Raw genomic sequence first — 20,665 nt, 5'->3', positions numbered from 1 at the left:
CCTATTGTCTAAGGCCTAGAATCTTAAATAAGACCCATGTCCTTACCAACTTGGATGAACGCGTCGATTGCACGGTCTAGCTGCTCGCGAGAGTGCGCCGCAGACATTTGAGTACGGATACGTGCTTGACCTTTTGGTACTACAGGGAATGAGAAGCCGATTACGTAGATGCCTTTCTCCAGCGCACGCTCTGCGAATTCTGCTGCTACTTTTGCGTCACCAAGCATGATCGGAATGATTGCGTGGTCAGCACCACCCATTGTGAAACCAGCGTCTTCCATACGAGTACGGAAGTGTGCTGCGTTTTCCCATAGACGATCACGTAGGTCACCGCTCTCTTCTAGTAGATCTAGAACGCGGATAGAAGCGCTTACGATTGCTGGTGCAACAGAGTTAGAGAATAGGTATGGACGAGAACGCTGACGTAGCCAGTCAATCACTTCCGCTTTACCAGATGTGTAACCGCCTGAAGCGCCGCCCATTGCTTTGCCTAGCGTACCAGTGATGATGTCGATACGGTCAACTACGTTGTGGTGCTCGTGCGTACCTGCACCTGTTTTGCCCATGAAGCCAACAGCGTGAGAGTCATCAACCATAGTCAACGCGCCGTACTTCTCTGCTAGGTCACAGATAGCCGGAAGGTTTGCTACTACGCCGTCCATTGAGAACACACCGTCCGTTACGATAAGAATGTGGCGAGCACCTGCTTCTTTCGCAGCGATCAGTTGTTGCTCTAGCTCTTCCATGTTGTTGTTTGAGTAGCGGAAACGCATTGCTTTACATAGACGAACACCGTCGATGATTGACGCGTGGTTTAAAGCGTCAGAGATGATTGCGTCTTCTTTGCCTAGAATAGTTTCAAATAGGCCCGCGTTTGCGTCGAAACATGATGTGTAAAGAATCGTATCTTCTTTACCTAGGAACTTAGAAAGCTTCTGCTCAAGCTCTTTGTGGATGTCTTGCGTACCACAGATAAAACGTACTGAAGCCATACCAAAGCCGTGCTCGTCCATGCCTGCTTTACCCGCTTCGATAAGTGCCGGGTGGTTAGCAAGACCAAGGTAGTTGTTCGCACAGAAGTTTAGTACTTCTTCACCAGTAGAGATTTTAACAGCCGCTTGCTGTTGAGACGTAATGACACGCTCTGATTTGTAAAGGCCTTCCGCCTTTACTTCTTCGATTTGCTGCTGAATCTGTTGGTAGAATGCAGAAGACATTTGAAATTCCTTCCTAGTTATTTTGGCGAGTATTTACTCGTTTAGAATTAGGCTTAGCCTTTATGTGACGGGCGTCACGGGCTATCACTCATCAATTAATTGTAGTGTAATTCAAGGAAGGAGGAAGGATTATACCTTAAGGTGGAAAAGCATTAATGAATCCTAGGCACAAGTTCGATTAATGCTTTTCTATAAGGTTGTTATAAAAGGAATTATAGCCAGGTAGGCTTAGCCAAAAGTGTTTCAAAGTCCTTAGCAGGTAATGGTCGGCTATAGTGGAAACCTTGTCCGAACTCACAGTTTAGGTTTTTCAGGTAATCCACATGACGCTGTTCTTCGATGCCTTCTGCGACGATCTTAAGATCCAGCGCTTTCGCCATTGCTATGATTACGTTGACAAGCTCGCGGTCTGAGTCGTTCTCGAACATATTTTGCATAAAGCTACGATCAATCTTTAAGCGGTCGAACGGAAACTTCTGCAAGTAACTCAGCGCAGAATAACCAGTACCAAAATCATCAATAGTAAGTTTGGTGCCTAACGCTCGTAAGTTATTAAGCATGTCTAATAGCTCAGAATCGTGATTGAAGAGGAGACTTTCTGTCACTTCAATATCGAACTTATTTGACGGAAGACCAGACTCCTCAAGGCTGTGTTTAATAAACGTAAGTAAGCGCTCGCAGTACCTAAATTGAACACTAGAAAAGTTTACAGAAACAAACAACGGAGTCAGACTTTGCCATTGTGCCGCTTGTCGACACGCTTGTTGAATAGCAAACTCACCAATTTGATGAATTAAACCATTTTTCTCTGCAATAGAGATAAACTCTTCAGGGTTTACAAATCCGTACTTGTCATCATTCCAACGCATTAGCGCTTCTGCCCCTACGATTTTACCACTACTCAGCTCAATAATTGGCTGATAATACAGCTCTAATAACTGATTGGAGATCGCACTTCTCAGACGATTTTCCAGATCCAAATAGCGTTGCAAATCTTGGTTCATATTATGGTTATAAAAACAAAAGCCATCACGCCCATCTTGTTTCGCCCGATACATTGCCATATCAGCACATGCAAGGAGCTGCTCAGCGTTGTCTCCGTCATCCGGGAACACAGACATTCCGACGCTGCTACTCAAGAAGAATTCATGGTTGTTCCAAACAAACGGATCGTTAAACGCCGAAAGCACACTTGAAGCAACTCGCTTTGCAGTATCATTATCAGGCAAGTCTGGGATGACGAGTAAAAACTCATCCCCACCAATTCTCGCCAATAAGTCTGTTTTTCTTGCGACTTGATACAGTCGCTGAGCACTGAGTTTAAGGATTTCATCCCCAACAAAGTGTCCCATTGAATCGTTAATCTGCTTAAAGTGGTCTAAGTCGATGAACATCACCAAAACTTTAGACCCACTACGCGATGCCCTAATTAACTCCAAAGCCAATCGCTCGGAACCATAACTACGATTAGGTAAATTGGTTAATGTGTCATATTTAGCTTGGAAGGCGAGTTCTTTTTCAGACGCTTTTCGACGTTCAATTTCGTTCGTTAATTTTTTATTCTGTTGAGAAAGAATATCTTTACGCTTTTTTTCTTCCTCAAGCTTAATTTTCAATTCAATCCTATTATTGTTCGTGATGAATGCATAACATAAAGCAATGACGATCATAACGGCCAGAATACTCAAACCAATAATAAAGAGCCGTGATGTAAATATATCTCGTTCACTCAAAGGCTCGAACCACGCCATCAATTTGAAGTGATGTTTATCCACAGGAACTTCAAAGTAAATTTTTCCGTCTACAGCCTCAGAAACGAAATAGTTCTCATCCTTATTGTGAGAAGGTGTTTTATTTATGGTATCCCATACAACCATTTCCACGTCTTTTATTTTTAGCACCATTCGGCTATAACTATCTTCGTGTTCTTGGTTAGTAAGTTGGTCAATAACAATATTCTTATTAAGATCGGCAATTAAAAAGGCAACAGGCTTTCCGGAGAACTTAACTTGCTTAATGACTTGAATGCGAACGTCATCATTGTATCGCGTCGCACAAACCTCTTCGGGATGCCCGTGTTGAGTCATTAAGGTTTGTATGTCCATTTTGTGCTCGGCAAGGTTTTCAGATCCAGTGGTGACAATGGTGACTCCATCACTGCCTACTAGCGTGAGCTTCTTATAGATTTGGCTGCTATTAATTAGCTTACTGTCTATCTTCTCATCGAAGCGACGCTTTAAATTAATTAGACTGGCACCTAATCCATACTCCATTGACATGCCAGAAGCTAAATTACCAAAGAATGTTTGTATTGTTTTATCTGTAGCTAGATTATCAACATCTTCACTCGCTATGGTAAATAAATTATCGAGTGTGCTTGCATAACTTTTTACTTTTAAATCTAGTTCTCTGTATTGAGATTCTTTTAATTTATTTTGACCTACGCTAGTCACAGTAATAAGCATAGCTAAGTAAATTGAAACTAATATTGCGCTTATTGTAATAAATCTTTTACTGGAAAATTTTTTAACGGCCTTATTCATCGGACTTTCTTTTTATCTTCTATAAAGTAATCGTTATAAAAGTAGTAAATAGATGGATAGTATTTTTTTACTAATTTTTCGTATGAACCGTCTTTTTTTATCGAGTCTAAATAACGATCAAATGCTTTGCGTAATTCAGGGGAATTTTTACGGAATGCAACAGCCATTTTTTGATTTTCAGATATAGGGCCAATGACTTTTATTTCGCCCGGCCATTTTTCGAGGGCAATTAGCGTATCCGCAACATCTAATAATGTGCTTTCCGCATCATTTTTCATTATCGCTGGAACCATCTCATTAAGGAGACGCGCCCCATCAGGTAATATAACTTTTGCACCTGTGTCATATAAGTCATAAAGGTTAGGATCCAAGCAAGAATGTTCTAAAGCTAACACTTCGCGACCATCGATCAGCTGCTTGACGTTTTTAACATCTTCATCGACCGACCCACTTGGTTTAATCGGGCTCAGACTAGAGTCGGATCTGGAAACCAACCATACACCTGAAGGAAAATAATCCTGTGAAAAATCGACTACCTCAGAGCGCCAATCAAGAATAGTAACGCCGTTTGCGATCAAATCGCCTTCAATTGGAACACTTTCTCCGACAACAGCCTGCTTGTTGTGATATTGCACATTTTGCCCTGTCAACTTACCAACCACGTCGCTCCACTGTGCTGGAACATACTGGTACTGAACACCTAGCGACTTGGCAAAACCTTTTATTATCTCTACATCCAAGCCAGTCAAAGTTTCCACTTCACCTTGTTCAATATAGGAGACAAAGTTAGCGTACGGGACACCAATGTGACGCAGTACACCGCGTTCACGGATTTGTTGTAAATCGTCTGACCAAGCGGCAGACGACGCAACAGAGGTAACCATGAGCGCCACCGTCGCTAAAGTTCTTTTAAATGCTATGACTGACATAATAATATCCTTACCTTTCACAAAGCGCCCAATAATGGGCGCTTGAGTGATAAACAACGATGTTAGAACGACGAGTAATACAAATTCGTCATCGCCACTACGAGCCCTTCCACATCTTGTTCGTCATGGAACAAATGCGTAGAGATACGCAGCGCGTAAGTATCAAAGTCATCATCCTTATGCAGCTTAAAGCTAGTCGTACGGATGATGTAACCATACTCTTCACGTAAACGATCTCGGAATTCCGTCAGTATCTCTTCATTAGTTACATCGGAGAACGGGTTAACCGTCGTTAAGCCACTGGTTAAGCCTTCCACGTTTGGTGAATACATTTTGGCTTGTGGTAAGTACTCTTGAAGCAAGGTTTTACATAAACTACCAAGGCTTACAACTCGCTCTTCGATACGGTCTCGACCAATCTCATCCCACATTTTGCAACTATCAACTAGTGCTTGTTTCGCAGGATAGTTATCGTTACCAATGTATTGCATTTGCAGCTGTTTACCTAGGTAATCAGCATGAGAAAGTGAGGAGTTGATCAACCATAACGGGTTCTCTCGGTCACTCCAATACTCATTCAAACGGTTACCGTTATCACGAACATACAGAATACCTGTCGCGCCCGGACCACACTGCCACTTATGACCAGAACCTGCATAGAAATCACAATCCATATCGTGGAAATCAAGGTCAAACATACCGACCGTATGCGCGCCATCAACAAGAGTAGGTACACCATACTCTTTTGCTAAAGCACAAATGGCTTTTGCTGGTAGCGCGGTTCCTGTTTTGTATGTGATATGAGAGAAAACAATTAGGCGAACGTTTTGATTCGCATCAAGCGCGTCTCGGAACGCTTGAATGTAATCTTGCTCAGAAACGTTTTCGGTACCAGTAAATACTGGTAGTTGAATTTCTACCACATCCACACCAAAACGATGTTTCGCTACGTTCATAGGTGATGTTGCAGCAATATGTTCATGGTGTGTCGTTAGAATCACATCACCTGGTTCAAAGTGTAAGCCATTAATGATCGAGCATAAGCCATCAGTAGTGTTGCGGCTGAGAATGATCTCTTCTGGGTTAGCACCAAAACCTGGTGCGACGTCTTTAACCATCTCTGAAACATAAGGCCAAGAGCCAAATTTGCCTTTCATGTCCCAAGGATATTTAGCCACCAGCTTGTTGTTATACTCGTAATCTTCAAGAACATGTTTTGGCATTGAACCTGTTGTACCAATGTTCATGTAAGTGGTTCGTTTGTCCAAAACGAACTGTCTTCGCACTTTACGCCAGAAGCGCTTATCGTGTTTTCTACCTAGCCCGCGGCTGCTCCAATCAATTTTCTGTTCTCGTGCTTGAGCTACGCCTGAGAAAGCGGAAGCACTCACACCAGCAACAACAGCTCCTGTTGCGCCTTTCAGAAAATTACGGCGGCTGCTATTAGTCTGAATAGATTCCTTGTCTTTCATCTTTTTCAATCCTTGTCGGAAATTAGCCATATTATTAATTTTAAGTGCGTAACTATCTGTTACTAAAACATTATTACCCATTACAATCAGAGTTTAATTTTTTCCTCTGCCATTAAGTGACTTTAGTTCCAATTTTTTATCTTATTTGATGATATAAGCAACAGTTTGACCACAAATCTATAAACAACAATGTTCACATTAATATATTCGTTAATTTGATTATTCTTTATTGCGGACAATTCCACCAAATTCTTTATAAAACAATTATGAGCTTTGTTATAAAGTCATTAAAAATTTAACTTTGCGTTAATTTAAAAATATTCAGGCTATTTTAAGATTGGCGTCTATTCTTTTTATATCTTAACGATCTCAACATGTTAAGACTAAATAAAAGAAAGCTGATTTCGGATCGAGATATCAGTTTAAGACTATAAAGTGATACACATCACTCTATGACATAAACTCACCGCTCAACAGACATAAGTAAAACAGGTTTTCACTAATATGTGCTTGAGCGTACACCCTAAAAGAAGGAGGTCCCATGTTAAAAGGATTGCTATGCATTTCAGTTGCATCCGCTCTTGTCGCCGCCCCTAACGTGCTAGCAAAAACGGTAGAAATGACTGCTCTCAACACCAATGAGAGTGCGGGTACCATTGAGATTTCACAAAGTGATTATGGCGTTGTTTTTACGCCTCAATTATCAGGTTTGTCAGCAGGTGTGCACGGTTTCCATATTCACACTAATCCATCTTGCGATAGCATAGAAAAGGATGACAAAACCGTATTAGGCGGCGCAGCAGGTGGCCATTATGATCCTAACAACACAGGGAAGCATGGCTATCCTTGGACCGATGACAATCATTTAGGCGACTTGCCTCCACTCTATGTGGACATGGACGGCAATGCCAATCAGCCCGTTGTCGCTCCTCGCCTAAAATTATCGGATTTAAAAGGTCGAGCGTTAATGATCCATGCAGGTGGTGACAATCACTCCGATCACCCAAATAAGCTAGGTGGTGGTGGCGCTCGCGTCGTATGTGGTGTTATTGAATAAACATTAACTTTATGTCTCACACTTCTCTTTAGATTGCGAGAAGTGTGAACTTCTGTTGATACTGAGAGGAGGTTGCATTGGTCTCAAGATAGCTGTGGTGAAGCATTAAGATCGATTGAACAATCTTCGTCCCGATCCCCAAAGAACCGCCCTCCGCTTCTTCCTCGATGTGATTGACGAAGGTAAAGTGGATACGTGACTTATCCTCACTCAAATGCGCTTGGCAATGCACTTCCGAGCCGATTGGGCTGTGGCGCAATGCATTTTCAAGCAAGTTAAGCACCAACCGCTCTAAAAGACCTTTATCACCCACGGTTTGGATTTCGCTATCGATATCCACTTTCAACACCACTTCTTTACGAGAAAACTGGCTCTGCATCGTTTCGGCACATTCTGCCATCAACACGCCAAGATCTACGGGGCGGTACTCGTAGTTTGGCATTGGAGCTTCTTTGCGCGCGGCGTCTAACAAAGAATGCAATTGAGTCGAGAGCTTCTCACAATTTCGGAAAGCAACGTCAATCAAAGGATCGGATTCCGGATGTTGCAAACGCCACGTTTCCAAATAGCCCAGCACGCTCGATAACGGCGTTTTTAAATCGTGACTGAGCTGCAACAGACTTTGACGACGATGAGACGATTGATACTCCAACTGTAAAAACTGCTGCTGAATATGCTTCGCCATCATCTGATAAGAGTTCGCAATCGGCACGAGCTCCGGCACTTGGTGAGTGAAATCAGGTTGCAGGCGGAAATCATGTTCAGCTTGCTGTTGTAGTTGTTTGGTCACACGCTCAATTGGGTTCAATAGGCTACGTTTCACAAGCACATAAGCCCCAAGAGCAAAGCCTAAAATGGACACTAAGACCAATCCTGCTAGCGCGATGTAAGGGGTATCAACTTGAGCATTGGCAATGGCGTCATGTCGGGTACTGCCAATCACCACGTAGAGATAACCGACCGTAGAGCCTAATTCCTCTATCGCAGCGACAGAAAAGACTTTGTGTTCACCACGATTACGTGGGTCTTCACCCAAAATAGGAAAAGGCTGGTCATTTAAGAATTGCTTAATGGGATTGAGATCCACCTTCCCCATGATCTCCGCCCCTTCCGGTGCCGCATGGGTAGTGATATTGCCTTGGCTATCGAGGAAGTAGATTTCAAAATCAGGGCCGATCAGCATGAGCGTGTGAAAAATCGACTTGAGTGCTTTAGGGTTGTAATCCGTCCCGATCATCAGCGGATTATCATCACGCATGTGGCTGGCTAGCTCTTTATGCAGGCTTTGCTTGGTGCGTAACTCAATGGTTTCTTTTTGCCAATTGTAAGTCAGTGCAATCACCACCGCCGCGAGGCAAAACCACAAGCTAGTAAATACCACTAAGCGAGATTTGAAGCTCATCCTATCGCCTCCTTAAACAGCGGTGTTTTTTAAACACCCCGTGATGATTGAAAAATGACGGTGAAAACAACTACCGACTTACTGTCTTGGCTTGATGTTTTGACTTACTTTCTTGCATTAGTGTCTTGGTTGAAACTTATATCCAACACCCCACACGGTTTGAATGAAGTGATGATCAGAATCAGACAAAGACAACTTGCTGCGTAAACGGTTTATGGTGCTACACACCGTATGGTGATAACCAGAATGACTGGTGTTCCAAACGTGATCGAGCAATTCATCTTTACTGTAGACTCTGCCCGGACGAGTCGCGAGAAACTGCAGCAAAGTAAACTCTGTCGCGGTGAGCGTGACATCCTTGTCGTTTAGGGATACTTGGTGCAACTCCGGAATGATTCTCAGCGGACCAAAATCCATCGCATCATCGAGGACTTCATTTGCTACTTTGACTTCTGCGGTTTGGCTGACTCTGCGTAGCACGTTTCGCACTCGTGCTTGGAATTCTAATACGCTAAATGGCTTAGTGATGTAGTCATCAACGCCCGCTTCTAAGCCGTCTACCTTGTCCATTTCACCGTCTCTGGCTGTCAGCATGAGCACTGGGCTCCAATCTTGTTGCTGACGCAAATAATGGCAAATGTCTAGACCATCACCATCTGGTAAACCTCGGTCAAGGATCAATAAATCAAAGGGTTGTTGCTGGTATTGCGTTTTAGCATCGGCGACATTTGTGGCTCGCGATACTTGGTGTCCTTGAAACTTGAGATGCATCTGAACCAGTTCTGCCAAATCATCGTCATCTTCCACCAACAAGATGTTCGCAACTAAATTGATTGCCTGTTGTTCCATGGTCCTTTCCTTGCCTTCGAGTATCCTCACTTTGCACATGACCGGAACAAATTAGAAATTCTTTCAAAAAAGGTTCCGATGACGCCATGAGGGATAAAGCGCTCGGCTACAAGCGCTTTGGAAAGGAGACGTCATCGGAGCCTGTGTTACTCGACTCGAGTGATGGTGACTTTCGCACCTGGGTTCAAGAAACGATGGTTCGCAGAGAGTGCTGAGTTTGCTAATCCATCATCTTGGCTAACAACACCCGCATGGAATGCAACAACGTCACTGCTGTCATTACGAGCGGCATTGAAACCCTCACCACCACCTGCTGGGCCTGGAATGGTTGCGGCAAGCTCATCGTTTAGCTCTGTACCGGAATCCCAAACGTTCATGCTCATTTCGTAGCTTTCACCTACTGCGAGCGATTTGAGCGATAGCCCCGTTTCGCCAACAAAGGCATCATTGGTATTCACAAACATAGACGCCACAGACAAGTAACCGTAACGACTAGGGTCAACCGTGATGGTGACTTCGTCCGATGCCCCCGGCAACACCAATCCATTACCCGAAATACCTTCGTAAACACTGTCATTGCTGTTCATCAACTCAATCAGCTCAGCGTTACTACCGCCTTCGGCAAGGTGCTCAAGTTCAACAGATGCCGCTTGTCCAATTTCAAACAGTTGGTAGTCACCATTGTGAGTGAGTACCACGAGCGGAGACATAGGTTGATTCGCAGTCAAGTTCGCCACGTTGACGGTGTAGCGGTACGATTTCACTACGTCATTATCATCATCGCTTGGACAACCGGCGAGCAAGCCGACTGAAGCTGCTACTAGTAAGATTCTGTATTTCATACATCCCCCTTACTTCACAACGATTGTGATGGTTGCGACTGGGTTTAACCAACGATGGCTGCTGCTGTCTAGGTCACTGATGCCGCCAGTTGGGTCGCTATCACCAAGGTTACCCGGATGCACGTGAACTTTGTCGTTAGTTACCGTTGCTTCAACACCTGTGCCGCCAGTACCAAAGGTAATGAAAGGTGGGTTTGGCATGCTAGACGCAAGCTCATCGTTCGCTTCTGTACCAGCATCGTAACTTCTTAGCGTTGCTCGGTATGTACCCGCTTCCGTTGGAATCTTCCAGCTATCTAGACCGACGAAACCGTCATTGGTTGGCAGCAACATCGCGCTCAGAGAAAGATAACCGTGGTCGCCACTGTCTAAGGTGAAGGTGGTTGCAACACCCGGATTCAAAATGCCACCAGCAGAGTTCTCAACCACCGCACCACCAGCGTTACCAATCACACTCGCAAGACCAGAGATATCACCGCCTTCTGCCATTGCTTCTAGTTCTGGCGTTGCTGCTTGACCCGTTCTGAACATTTGAAGGTCAGAGCCATGTGCAGCAACAATAAGTGGCGTAAAGTAGATGCCTTTGGTTGCGTTTGTCACGGTGATTTCCAATTCCGCCGCATTCACTGATGCAGAGCCTAGTGCCATAGCGACTGAAGTCATGACGAGTCCGAGTTGGGTACGTTTTTTCATTGTGATTCCATCCTTTAATGAGGGTTGAACTACCCAAGCCCATGTGTACGGCTTTACTTCTTTGTTCGTGACTTGAGTAGGTTAAGCATTACGTTTCGAACGTTTTGCGTTCTTGCCTCTAAGAATGACGAGCAAATCTATCAGCAACTTCATCGAATTCTCATAAAATTCTCACAAGTTCTGTTCGAATTCTGTCAGCAGCACTTTTTTACTCTTAATCAGGTGTTTACACTTCGCGCTTTCCCCTCCTACAATGCGGTATTCCCTGTTTAAATCACGATTCTCACCATGATTCATAACGTTCTGTCTGCCTACTATGGCGAAATCTACGGCATCGCTTTTTTCAACCACTACTTGAGCCATTACACCCAAAGTGAACAACAAACACTGTGGCAAACCTTGATTGAAGTGGAAGAGCTAACCGCAGAAAAGCTCAAACCTGTACTGCTAACAAATGGCATGGATATCGAAAGTCGACACCAAGAGATGCTGGATAAAGGCTTGGCAGATGCAACTAAGTGGATTGGTTTACCATGGCAAGAGTTGGTGGCGACTCTTTTGAAGTGGGTAGAACCTTATGAGGTTAAGTATCGAGAGTGGCATGAAGAAGTGAAAGCTTCACAGCAGTATTCAATCGCTGAGCGAGAAGCTATCGAGTTAATTGCAGACCACGAAACGGCCATTTATCACTGTTGGCAGCAATACCATACTGGTGAATCTGGCTTGCCTGCACTCAATGCATTTTTGGCAAAATATCGTTAAAGCGAGATGGTGACACTTGAACCTCGTGAAACCGTACCAGACAATATCGTTATTCCGCTGCGCAGAACTGAACAATTATGGTTAATCCAAAACTCATTGCCCTACTTCCTGATCTTGCTTCGTTTATCTTGGTGGTAAACGAAGGCAGTTTTACCGCTGCTGCTAAACAACTCGGCGTAACGCCATCGGCTTTAAGTAAGTTGATCACACGATTAGAGCAAGCCCTCTCGGTGAAACTGTTTGAGCGCACGACTCGTAAGTTGATCATTACTCAAGCTGGGCAAAAGGTTTACGACCAAAGCATCGCAATGGTGAATGCCGCGCAGCAAGCCGTTGAGCTATCTGCGGAAGATCATGCTGAGCCAACAGGCGCACTCACAGTAGCAGCCCCTGAAGCATTTCTTAATTCGGTGCTTCAACCGTTTGTGTTGCCATTCCTAGAACGTTATCCAAATATTCAGCTTAAGCTGCGTGCAGCAGATGGTGAGATCGATCTGTTCCGCCAAGGAATTGATGTCGCGTTTAAGCTCACCGACAAACCCGATGAAAATCTGGTCCTCAAAGAGATCAGCAAGACCAATCTTGTTTTATGTGCCTCTCCAGATTACCTAGCCAAACACGGTATGCCTGAGCATCCCACTGAACTTGAGCAGCACGACTGTATTTACCTTGCCGAGAACGACAAAGACAACATCTGGTCATTCTTTAAAGAGGAAGCCTTTCATTCGATTGCAGTAAGTGGACGCTACGCCGTCAACCACTCTCAAATGCGCTTGAACGGGGTTAAGTCTGGCTTGGGAATTGGGATCTTCCATGACTTCGTGATCAAAGACGCGTTAGAGCAAGGAGAAGTGGTGGAGGTGCTACCGGATTGGATGATCAAGAGTAACTACCACGGCGCTATCGCGATGCAGTATGCACAAACCAAATACATGCCTGCTCGTCTGCGCGTGTTTATCGACTTCGTTAAGGAGCATTTAGTCTCCGAGGATACGAGCCATGTTTGAAGAGGCTAACCATGTTTAATGCTATTCATCACGTCGCGATCATTTGTAGCGATTACCCAAAGTCAAAACGCTTTTACACTGAAGTGTTGGGGTTAAAAGTCATTGCTGAAAACTATCGTGAAACCAGAGACTCATACAAGCTTGACCTCGCTTTACCTGACGGCAGCCAAGTTGAACTGTTTAGCTTTCCGAGCGCGCCAGAGAGACCGAGCTTTCCTGAAGCACAAGGGCTACGACATCTCGCGTTTTTGGTTGATGATGTTGAACAAGTGAAAGCCTACCTAGAATCGAATGATGTTGAAGTTGAGCCAATTCGTATTGACGAATTCACAGGCAAAGCCTTTACCTTCTTCCAAGATCCAGATGGCTTGCCGCTGGAGATTTACCAGAAATAAAAAGAGCCAGCACTTCGCTGGCTCTTTTACTATTTCATTCTTTGTCTGTTACTAATTCAACGCCGTTTTCAGCTTCTCGACGCGGTTGAACAACAGCCAATCCAGTGCGAGAACTGTAACAATTGCCAAACCGCCCATCGGAAACGCCAGACACAATATCACCAACGCTACTAAGCCTAGCTTCCAAATACCGTCTTGCTGAAACTTAGGTGGTGCGCCCAATGCGGCACTGCGACTTGGTCTACGAATCCACCACATCACCACACCTGTGATTGAGATTAAGATGAACGCCAAACAGAACACTACGTTGAGCACTTTGTTAAGCACACTGACATCACCTTGATGCAATGACACACCTGCCGCCATGAACTTGGCAAACAAACTGTAATCTTGCCATGTGACATCCACCAACAAGCGACCGGAATATTGGTCAAAGTGGCTGGTGCGATCTTGTCTTGGGTCGGAGATATCGCCACCCATGGAGTTAGCTGCAACGGTGTAAACGCCCGTCTCAGAGCGCGGCAAAAACAGCTTATAACCAGTGAAGCCCATCATTTCAGCTTTGAGGATGATATCATCAATAGAGAGCACATCATTATTGCCTGCGTATGCCATCTCTTCCTTCATATTGGCATGATCATGAGCGGGCTTATCTTTCGATTCTGGCACAGCAGCAAGCTCTAAGTTCCATGGCATCTCTTCTGATGCACCATGGTTAAGATCTTTATGTGTCAGCGTGGATTCCGGTTTCTCACCCCATGTGTAATAGGTTGGGAAGGTATTCCAAGCTTGCACCATTTTCGCCCCCCAGATCCCTGCCCACGACAAACCTGAAATCAAAAAGAACAACAGAACAATCGACAGCACGCCACCTAAATTCGCATGCAGGTCACGCATCAAAATTCGAGGGCCATTGTTAAGGCGAATTTTCAAAAAGCCGGCGCGGCTGGCGTTGTCTCTAGGTAACCAAAGGTACAAACCAGACACCAACAGTAAAATCCCCAGACTTGCGGCGATTTCAATTAAACGGTCGCCTAGGTCGCCGATGAGCAAGGTGCCGTGAATGCTGTTCATCAGTTCATAGATGCTGTCACCACGATTAATGGTGCCCTGTACGTCTCCTGTATAAGGATTTACTGCAACAATCAACGAGCTGCCTTCTTGGTTTTGAATCGAGAATCGGTTGGCAATATCGGCCGTTTTAGCAGGTACAAATTGAGTGACATTAAAATCGGGATACGCCTGCTTTACGGTTTCCAATTGTGCAGAGACGGGAACCATTTGCTCTTGTGGTGAAACTTGTAATGTCGCTTCGTATCGAGCCAGTTCGATTTCATCATCAAACAACATCACTAACCCCGTGAGGGAAAGTATCAGCATAAATGGAATGACGAACAAACCTGCGTAGAAGTGCCATCGCCACGTCATAAAGTAGATGGATTTTGCGCGTGAGGCTTCCTTGAGTTGAGGCTTTGCCGAGTTTCTCAACATGTGTATTTTCCTTTTTTCATTGTTGAACACCCAAATTGAGCCAAACGCATCCTGCACATACGCATTCGTATGCGGCGCTAATTGACTTAGATTTGGGAGTACCACTGCTCGAAGTGGCAGTGTTGCTGACTATATACCCAAGTGACTTCAAGATGCTGGATTCAGAGCGTTGTCATTGATTCGAGTGCAAAGAAAACAACGCTGTGTAATAGACAACTCTTTCCAAGTTGTTTGAAGCAGCAATCGGAGCAATGACACGCTCCCGAAGGGCGAGTTGTCTTGGCTTGTATACTTTGTTGTCGATATCTTGATTTAGACCCACTAGACCTTTAAATCGCCGCCGCGTCTACAAACCAAGTCATTCTCGCTGAACCAAGCATCTCGAGGTTACTTGGGTATCGTGTAATTGTTTTCGTTATGAGAAAAGGGAAACTGGCGGCGCTCGAGGAACTGGTGTTTCAAATCGCACACTTAGAGCCAAATAAGCGTAGCTGTCAGAAGTCACCAAGCTCTGTCTTGAAAGTATCGGTGTCGTTGGAAGTGTATCGTGATGAAAAGTCGAGAAGTGGCTAAACGGACAAGGCTTGCCTTTGTGGCTGACCGAATTGTCGCCCTCTTCTATTTGGACCAACTCAAATCCGTTAAGCGTACATAGCGTCGCCCACACGCCCATGCTGTTACCATGAGCATTGATAACAGGCATCAGTGTCACTAGCACCCAACTGAGAGCACTAGCAAATAACATCGAGCGGTAAAAAGGAATTAATCTACGCATAACGGTGACTTAACAAATTTCACACAGCGTAACCAATTTTGAGTGATAGCTCAAAAACAGGATCAATAAGTGCTTGCTACCTCACAGGTTTTCTTGAATGCATCGATTGACAGTCGCAAAAAAGCCCGCCGAAATGGCAGGCTGATAATGTGTTCATTCATTACTTAGAGATAACGCGTAATCCACTGCCACGAGCAAATGCTCCGCTCAGTAGATAATTAGCCAAACAACTTGCTCCAAATGCTTGGATTGCGCTTGTCGTGGTACTCTTCACGAAGACTATCGATTTCACGCAGTTGAGCTTTTGCTTCTTGTAGCTTGCCCGCATCAAGATCCGCTTCAATCTTATCTAGCGTTACCGTCAGCTTGTTAAAGCCTTCTAAGTAAGTATCAAACTTCTCTGGTGGGTAATTACCACGCTTAGATTGTTCAACAATCGCTTGCAAGCTATCAATCGCAGATTTCATGGTTTCAACATCAGACGCTTCCGCCGCCTGTTTGAATTCCATCTTCATCTGTTTCATGTTTTGTTTTAAATCAACCGCTTCTGCCATTGCGTATGTTGAGCCAAACGCAATCGCACACCCTAGGACTAAAGGACGTAACATTTTTCACTTCTCCATTTATAGTGCCGAATTCTGTGTCGGCTTTATTCACCCAAATAACCTACGCCATAAGAGGCGAAAAACTAGCTTAGTTGAGTATTTCCGGGTCGCAGTGTAAAGCAATCTGGCGTCGGGTGCATACCTTAAATGTAATCAAGTTTATGCGTTGAGAATGCTGTCATATTCTGCAATTGGTTTACGGCCTCTCAAAGCTAAGAAAGACAAAAACTGCTGAGCGGTGTGAGTAATCACTTTCTTGCTATCAATACCCACTTTGTCCATTAACTCTCCAACCAAATCCAGATTACCAACATCGTGACAGAAGTGCGCATCACTGCCCGTGGTGAAGAAAACACCGAGATCTTTCCCGATTTGTGCAATCTCGTGGCAACGGTCTACGCTGCCTACTCGGCTGTTGCCTTTCAGCGTGGTGTTATTAATTTCAATCGCGACATTGTGCTCTTTCGCGCACGCTAAAACGGTCTGAAAATCAAAGTCGAAATTTGGATTACCAAGATGACCGAGCGCATCAATACGACCACTCTGAATGACATTAACAAGTGCTTCCGTGTGAGTTTGCTTGTTTGCAGGACGAAAAACGGGTTCATGAAAACTCGCGATCACCCAATCTAAGTTGCGGTCCACACTCAGTGGAATATCAATGTCGCCTTCGGTATTCATAATGTTAGATTCAACGCCACGAATAATCGCAACGCCTTCAAGAAAGCGAGGCAGAATTTTCTGGTTCGAGAAGAACCAGTAATGAGGCGCACCCGGCATTGATTCTGCGTGATCGGTCGTGCAGAACATATCCAGCCCGTTCTCTTTTGCCAACTTTGCATTTTCAATCAAGGTACTGTACGCGTGACCACTGGCGTACGTATGTGTATGGGTATCAACTTTAAATTCCATCATCCACTCTCTTAGGTGCGCTATCTTGCGTGCTATTGTATACCTTCAGGCAACGCATCGTCAGCCCAAGGTAAGCAAGAACCCTAAGCTTGCTCTTCACTAATGGCTTTTATCAAGGGTAAAGCTTTTTCCCATCCGTGATTAAACATGGAAACAAAGTCGTTGTGAGTATGAATGGTAACATTGAGTAGTAAACGATCGTTGTTGGTATCGATCTGGTAGATCTCTCGCGATCCGATCCACCTAGATGCTAGGTCAGCATCGAGTTGTTGACGATTATCCGGATTAAAAATGGCAACATGATGAAATTCAAGTTTTTGAAGCGGTAGCACCGTATCTATGATCGCCCTTGTCCCGCCCATATCTGGATCAAAAAAAGTGATGCCACCTCCTTCTTCCCAAGCTCCTTCAAATTGAGACTGCGGTGAAAAGGCTTGTGCCCAACGTTTATACAACTCAACATCGGTTAGCACTTCCCACACTCGTTGCGGTGTCGCCGAAATTTCGACGTAATAATTTAGCGTAAGCATGATTTCTCTCCCTGAACCTTTCTTGACGCTAGCCCATACTCAGGAAAAATCAAACCACACGACCAATTTATCTACCTGCCCCCTTCATTTTCCGACAGACTAAGAAGTTCTCGCTTGTAAACCGCCACTGCGATGCGCCGTAAAACGAACCCAACATGTGTTCAGTATGATTGCGAGCACTATTAAACTCATCCCAACAATTTGACTTTGACTCATTCGGTCTTCAAAAAACAGGCTCTGCCAAACCGCAGTGAACAATAAGTTAGTAAAAATGAGTGGCGCAAGTTGAGAGCCACTGCTTGCCAGTTTATATGCTTTGGAGCGAAAAACTTGGGTGTTAATGATCATCAGAGACATCATACCGATCCACAGCGTATTTGAAGAAATCTCAGGCGCCATAACACTCATATTAAGTAACGCGTCGAAGTCATTAAACAAAGTTAGCGGCAACAGAAATACGGCAGCAAAACCAAACGCCCAAAAGTTGATTTCTAGCGGCGACATATTTGTTTTACTCACTTTATATAACGTAAGCTGAGAACCAGAATTGAAGAGTCCACCAGCCAAGCCGAGCAATAAATCCGCTCGCCATGTAATCTCACTTCCACCGCCCGCCAACATAACCACACCAGTGAACGCCATTGCTAAAGCCGCCAAAGTTGAAACACGAATGCGCCCCCTCATGAACAGCTTTTCAACCAAGGGAATAAATAATGGGCCAGTAGCAAACAACACAACCCCTTCAACGAGCGTTAACGTTTGTAATGACGCGATAAAGCAAAGTTGTGACAAACCGATACAAAGAGCACGCAATAAAATAGGCTTTAGCGTGCCCGCTTTAGGAAAGGTAAGGTTTTTCACACGAAGTAAGATAAGTAAGATAAGCGCAGGCACCAAAAAACGTAAGAAGCTAAATAGTGTGACGGAAAGTTCGCCTGACAACTGCTTTGCTAACAGTCCAGTAACAGATAAGCTTAACGTAGACATCAACATGAAAAGGATAGATTTATTTACAGCATTCATTCAATACTCCTTAATATATGGAGCATTTTAAAAGACATCACTTATCGTAAATAGCGAGTAATATTAACCATTGATGTAAGAAAAACTTACAGTTTAACTTATCTATCACCAGCTACGGTTTTTAAATTATGCGGAAACTAGTCCCCTTAAAGTCCATCTACGCATTTGTTGCAGTAGCTGAGTCTGGCAGCATGACAGAAGCAGCACAGATATTAAGTGTGAGCCACTCAGCCGTAAGTCAGGCAATTAAATCGCTGGAGAGTCAAGTCAACAAGCCTCTGTTTGATCGCATAGGCAGACAAGTTCAACTCAATGCGGACGGTAAAAAGTATTACAGAAAGGTGGCACCCGCTTTAGAGCAAATTGTCGATGCAACGGAAGCACTCATCCAAGATCAGAATTTGCAACGTGTTACGCTCAATATGGTGAATTCATTGGCTCTTCACTGGTGGATTCCTCGAATGTCAGATTTACAAGGGTTTGCTCCTCAATTAGACGTTCGTTTATCAAACCTGTCTGGCAGATTCAATTTAGAACAAGAAGGTATCGACGCGGCTTTGGTGCATGGAAATCCCGAAGAATGGCAGGATTACTACTGCGAAAAGCTCAGTGAAGATGAACTGGTTTTGGTGTGCAGTCCTGAATTGATAGCGAAGACCAAGGACTCAAACATCACTCAACTCTTAAAGCAGTATCCCATCATTGAAGTTACTAACGAACGAAGAAAAAATGACTGGAACGTGTGGCTGGACGCGACGGGTATCCAGCGACCTAAAAATAAAAAACCAATCACTTTTAACATGTCGATACAAGCCGTCCAGGCCACAACTCGTCGTTTGGGGTTATTGGTCACTCATCGCTTGTTTGTGAAGGATGACATCAAATATGGTCAGCTAATCGAGCTGGGTGAACCCGTCATTAATCCTCATCAACAGCTTTACTTTGTATGCCCGCCACACAAGCTAAAGCTTGAATCGTTTCATCTGTTGCGATCTTGGCTACAACAATCATTCAACTATTAGAAACTTTTGTTAAGCACATTCACTGAAAAACTAGTATAAAGTTAGAAGAGCACTTTTCATCCAAGGATGGTTTATGAAGCAGTATCAAATATGGCTAAGCGCACTCTGTTTTGCAGTATCTTTGAGTACGACCGCTGAAGTAGAAAATGATAACCGCCTTTCAGAACAAGGGATCTCCACGGCAATTATTGGGGGTCAGCAGGCTACCCAAAACCAACTTCCTTTTTTTGCACGTCTTATTCTACATAAAACTGGCGCTAATCAGTTTGCCAATATTTGTGGGGGAACCATTGTAAACGACCGCTTCATTTTAACTGCGGCTCACTGCGTAGAACCAAGCGTTTTTACTGACGGCTGGACAGTCAACGACCTACGAGTGTTAGTCAAAAACCCTACGATGAATGACGTGTTTGTTGAAGAATTCAAAGATGTTCGCTCTATCACGATTCATCCTGATTATGTGCCTAGCGATTTATGGATTAATGACATCGCTGTCCTTGAATTGACTAGACCTATCACCGATAACGTCCAATCCATCACTTTACCGCAAGACTTTGGAGACTACAGCAGCAAGTCAGTTTATCAGATATTCGGTTTAGGTCAGACCTCAACCAATGATGAAAGCCCCCCTAACTATTTACGCTGGGCAGAAGTAAAACCCCTTACCGACACCCAATGCGCTTCGTTGGTAACAGGGTTTAACGCTCAGGAAAGTTTATGTGCGAATGGATTTCCTGAACGAAGCTACACTGGTATCTGTCGTGGTGACTCAGGCGGTCCTCTCACCTATCAAGACAATAATGGCATGTATCAGCAAATTGGCATTGTGAGCTACGGTTCTTCAGTTTGCGAATCCGCTGCGATTCCAAGTGTGTTTACCGAGATTTTGAACTATGCAACATGGATTGAGACCCAAACCAGCTCAGGTGTAAAAACCAGTTATAACGCCCTCTTAGCAAGTTCGGAAGATTATCATAGCGAAGGGGACTCTGGCTTTGAGCCTGTCGATACCAACACATCTGGCTTTGGTAACAACGGCAGCAGTGGCGGCGGTGCTCTCGGATCAGGGTTGATCATGCTTGGAGGCTGGTTTGGTTGGCTAAGACACCGCAGAAATTATTCGCGCTCCTAGTAGCGTC

20 protein-coding genes are annotated in these 20,665 nt (G+C 44.4%); 6 read left to right on the top strand and 14 right to left on the bottom strand.

What is annotated here, in order from left to right:
- Nucleotides 1-23 precede the first annotated feature (23 nt).
- The 4 genes from R7093_RS07010 to R7093_RS06995 all read right to left on the bottom strand — a co-directional run bounded on the left by R7093_RS07010 (nt 24) and on the right by R7093_RS06995 (nt 6,161).
- Nucleotides 24-1,217, bottom strand: a complete 1,194-nt coding sequence (locus tag R7093_RS07010) for a glycine C-acetyltransferase (RefSeq protein WP_005375095.1) — start codon at nt 1,215-1,217, stop codon at nt 24-26.
- Nucleotides 1,218-1,429: 212 nt separating this feature from the next.
- Nucleotides 1,430-3,760, bottom strand: a complete 2,331-nt coding sequence (locus R7093_RS07005; protein ID WP_213879422.1) for a putative bifunctional diguanylate cyclase/phosphodiesterase — start codon at nt 3,758-3,760, stop codon at nt 1,430-1,432.
- The gene (locus R7093_RS07000) at nt 3,757-4,689 is read right to left on the bottom strand and encodes a transporter substrate-binding domain-containing protein (RefSeq protein WP_053307925.1); all 933 of its coding nucleotides are present in this window, start codon (nt 4,687-4,689) and stop codon (nt 3,757-3,759) included. The genes R7093_RS07005 and R7093_RS07000 overlap by 4 nt, the downstream gene beginning before the upstream one ends.
- 62 nt (nt 4,690-4,751) lie before the next feature.
- Nucleotides 4,752-6,161, bottom strand: coding sequence for an aminotransferase class V-fold PLP-dependent enzyme (locus R7093_RS06995; RefSeq protein ID WP_025768582.1), 1,410 nt, complete (start codon nt 6,159-6,161; stop codon nt 4,752-4,754).
- 541 nt (nt 6,162-6,702) lie between these two features.
- Here R7093_RS06995 and R7093_RS06990 point away from each other — a divergent pair.
- Nucleotides 6,703-7,218 (top strand): superoxide dismutase family protein, encoded by a 516-nt coding sequence (locus R7093_RS06990; RefSeq protein ID WP_047102368.1) that lies wholly within the window; start codon nt 6,703-6,705, stop codon nt 7,216-7,218.
- A gap of 28 nt (nt 7,219-7,246) precedes the next feature.
- Here the strand turns inward: R7093_RS06990 and R7093_RS06985 are convergent, their stop codons facing one another.
- From R7093_RS06985 to R7093_RS06970, 4 genes are all read right to left on the bottom strand, one after another.
- Nucleotides 7,247-8,620: a sensor histidine kinase gene (locus R7093_RS06985; RefSeq protein ID WP_017635498.1), complete on the bottom strand. Its 1,374-nt coding sequence runs from the start codon at nt 8,618-8,620 to the stop codon at nt 7,247-7,249.
- A 117-nt stretch (nt 8,621-8,737) separates the two neighbouring features.
- Complete coding sequence (locus tag R7093_RS06980) at nt 8,738-9,469, bottom strand: response regulator transcription factor (protein ID WP_017635499.1); 732 nt, start codon at nt 9,467-9,469, stop codon at nt 8,738-8,740.
- A gap of 146 nt (nt 9,470-9,615) precedes the next feature.
- Nucleotides 9,616-10,311 carry a spondin domain-containing protein gene (locus tag R7093_RS06975; protein ID WP_017635500.1) on the bottom strand — a complete coding sequence of 232 codons (696 nt, stop codon included), beginning with the start codon at nt 10,309-10,311 and terminating at the stop codon, nt 9,616-9,618.
- A gap of 9 nt (nt 10,312-10,320) precedes the next feature.
- On the bottom strand, nt 10,321-11,004 hold the full coding sequence (locus R7093_RS06970) for a spondin domain-containing protein (protein ID WP_318146574.1): 684 nt from the start codon (nt 11,002-11,004) through the stop codon (nt 10,321-10,323).
- Between the two features lie 288 nt (nt 11,005-11,292).
- On the opposite strand from R7093_RS06970, the gene R7093_RS06965 reads away from it, so the two are divergent.
- The 3 genes from R7093_RS06965 to R7093_RS06955 all read left to right on the top strand — a co-directional run bounded on the left by R7093_RS06965 (nt 11,293) and on the right by R7093_RS06955 (nt 13,168).
- Entirely contained in the window at nt 11,293-11,766 is a 474-nt protein-coding gene (locus tag R7093_RS06965) for a hypothetical protein (protein WP_017635502.1), read from the top strand.
- A gap of 77 nt (nt 11,767-11,843) precedes the next feature.
- Complete coding sequence (locus R7093_RS06960) at nt 11,844-12,773, top strand: LysR family transcriptional regulator (RefSeq protein WP_047102375.1); 930 nt, start codon at nt 11,844-11,846, stop codon at nt 12,771-12,773.
- 11 nt (nt 12,774-12,784) lie between these two features.
- Nucleotides 12,785-13,168, top strand: coding sequence for a VOC family protein (locus tag R7093_RS06955; protein ID WP_047102376.1), 384 nt, complete (start codon nt 12,785-12,787; stop codon nt 13,166-13,168).
- Nucleotides 13,169-13,219: 51 nt separating this feature from the next.
- On the opposite strand, the gene R7093_RS06950 is transcribed toward R7093_RS06955, so the two are convergent.
- The 6 genes from R7093_RS06950 to R7093_RS06925 form a co-directional block, all read right to left on the bottom strand.
- Nucleotides 13,220-14,659, bottom strand: a complete 1,440-nt coding sequence (locus R7093_RS06950; protein WP_047102377.1) for a PepSY-associated TM helix domain-containing protein — start codon at nt 14,657-14,659, stop codon at nt 13,220-13,222.
- Between the two features lie 415 nt (nt 14,660-15,074).
- Nucleotides 15,075-15,434, bottom strand: a complete 360-nt coding sequence (locus tag R7093_RS06945; protein ID WP_080276971.1) for a hypothetical protein — start codon at nt 15,432-15,434, stop codon at nt 15,075-15,077.
- Between the two features lie 218 nt (nt 15,435-15,652).
- Nucleotides 15,653-16,042, bottom strand: a complete 390-nt coding sequence (locus R7093_RS06940; protein ID WP_021035869.1) for a cytochrome b562 — start codon at nt 16,040-16,042, stop codon at nt 15,653-15,655.
- A 156-nt stretch (nt 16,043-16,198) separates the two neighbouring features.
- Entirely contained in the window at nt 16,199-16,951 is a 753-nt protein-coding gene (locus tag R7093_RS06935; protein ID WP_005375066.1) for a phosphatase, read from the bottom strand.
- An 83-nt stretch (nt 16,952-17,034) separates the two neighbouring features.
- Nucleotides 17,035-17,481: an SRPBCC family protein gene (locus tag R7093_RS06930; protein WP_005375065.1), complete on the bottom strand. Its 447-nt coding sequence runs from the start codon at nt 17,479-17,481 to the stop codon at nt 17,035-17,037.
- 99 nt (nt 17,482-17,580) lie between these two features.
- The gene (locus R7093_RS06925) at nt 17,581-18,504 is read right to left on the bottom strand and encodes a DMT family transporter (protein ID WP_053307934.1); all 924 of its coding nucleotides are present in this window, start codon (nt 18,502-18,504) and stop codon (nt 17,581-17,583) included.
- A 128-nt stretch (nt 18,505-18,632) separates the two neighbouring features.
- Here R7093_RS06925 and R7093_RS06920 point away from each other — a divergent pair, with 128 nt between their 5' ends.
- The gene (locus R7093_RS06920) at nt 18,633-19,526 is read left to right on the top strand and encodes a LysR substrate-binding domain-containing protein (protein WP_033906699.1); all 894 of its coding nucleotides are present in this window, start codon (nt 18,633-18,635) and stop codon (nt 19,524-19,526) included.
- Between the two features lie 73 nt (nt 19,527-19,599).
- Entirely contained in the window at nt 19,600-20,658 is a 1,059-nt protein-coding gene (locus R7093_RS06915) for a S1 family peptidase (protein ID WP_054579359.1), read from the top strand.
- Nucleotides 20,659-20,665: the final 7 nt, after the last annotated feature.

Source organism: Vibrio sp. 1580 (genome assembly GCF_033340055.1).
This window is presented reverse-complemented; position numbering and strand designations above follow the sequence as displayed.

Bases quoted from the DNA above. Each gene is read 5' to 3' on its own strand.
- R7093_RS07010 (WP_005375095.1), bottom strand. From the start codon at position 1,217: ATGTCTTCTGCATTCTACCAACAGATTCAGCAGCAAATCGAAGAAGTA.
- R7093_RS07005 (WP_213879422.1), bottom strand. From the start codon at position 3,760: ATGAATAAGGCCGTTAAAAAATTTTCCAGTAAAAGATTTATTACAATA.
- R7093_RS07000 (WP_053307925.1), bottom strand. From the start codon at position 4,689: ATGTCAGTCATAGCATTTAAAAGAACTTTAGCGACGGTGGCGCTCATG.
- R7093_RS06995 (WP_025768582.1), bottom strand. From the start codon at position 6,161: ATGAAAGACAAGGAATCTATTCAGACTAATAGCAGCCGCCGTAATTTT.
- R7093_RS06990 (WP_047102368.1), top strand. From the start codon at position 6,703: ATGTTAAAAGGATTGCTATGCATTTCAGTTGCATCCGCTCTTGTCGCC.
- R7093_RS06985 (WP_017635498.1), bottom strand. From the start codon at position 8,620: ATGAGCTTCAAATCTCGCTTAGTGGTATTTACTAGCTTGTGGTTTTGC.
- R7093_RS06980 (WP_017635499.1), bottom strand. From the start codon at position 9,469: ATGGAACAACAGGCAATCAATTTAGTTGCGAACATCTTGTTGGTGGAA.
- R7093_RS06975 (WP_017635500.1), bottom strand. From the start codon at position 10,311: ATGAAATACAGAATCTTACTAGTAGCAGCTTCAGTCGGCTTGCTCGCC.
- R7093_RS06970 (WP_318146574.1), bottom strand. From the start codon at position 11,004: ATGAAAAAACGTACCCAACTCGGACTCGTCATGACTTCAGTCGCTATG.
- R7093_RS06965 (WP_017635502.1), top strand. From the start codon at position 11,293: ATGATTCATAACGTTCTGTCTGCCTACTATGGCGAAATCTACGGCATC.
- R7093_RS06960 (WP_047102375.1), top strand. From the start codon at position 11,844: ATGGTTAATCCAAAACTCATTGCCCTACTTCCTGATCTTGCTTCGTTT.
- R7093_RS06955 (WP_047102376.1), top strand. From the start codon at position 12,785: ATGTTTAATGCTATTCATCACGTCGCGATCATTTGTAGCGATTACCCA.
- R7093_RS06950 (WP_047102377.1), bottom strand. From the start codon at position 14,659: ATGTTGAGAAACTCGGCAAAGCCTCAACTCAAGGAAGCCTCACGCGCA.
- R7093_RS06945 (WP_080276971.1), bottom strand. From the start codon at position 15,434: ATGCGTAGATTAATTCCTTTTTACCGCTCGATGTTATTTGCTAGTGCT.
- R7093_RS06940 (WP_021035869.1), bottom strand. From the start codon at position 16,042: ATGTTACGTCCTTTAGTCCTAGGGTGTGCGATTGCGTTTGGCTCAACA.
- R7093_RS06935 (WP_005375066.1), bottom strand. From the start codon at position 16,951: ATGGAATTTAAAGTTGATACCCATACACATACGTACGCCAGTGGTCAC.
- R7093_RS06930 (WP_005375065.1), bottom strand. From the start codon at position 17,481: ATGCTTACGCTAAATTATTACGTCGAAATTTCGGCGACACCGCAACGA.
- R7093_RS06925 (WP_053307934.1), bottom strand. From the start codon at position 18,504: ATGAATGCTGTAAATAAATCTATCCTTTTCATGTTGATGTCTACGTTA.
- R7093_RS06920 (WP_033906699.1), top strand. From the start codon at position 18,633: ATGCGGAAACTAGTCCCCTTAAAGTCCATCTACGCATTTGTTGCAGTA.
- R7093_RS06915 (WP_054579359.1), top strand. From the start codon at position 19,600: ATGAAGCAGTATCAAATATGGCTAAGCGCACTCTGTTTTGCAGTATCT.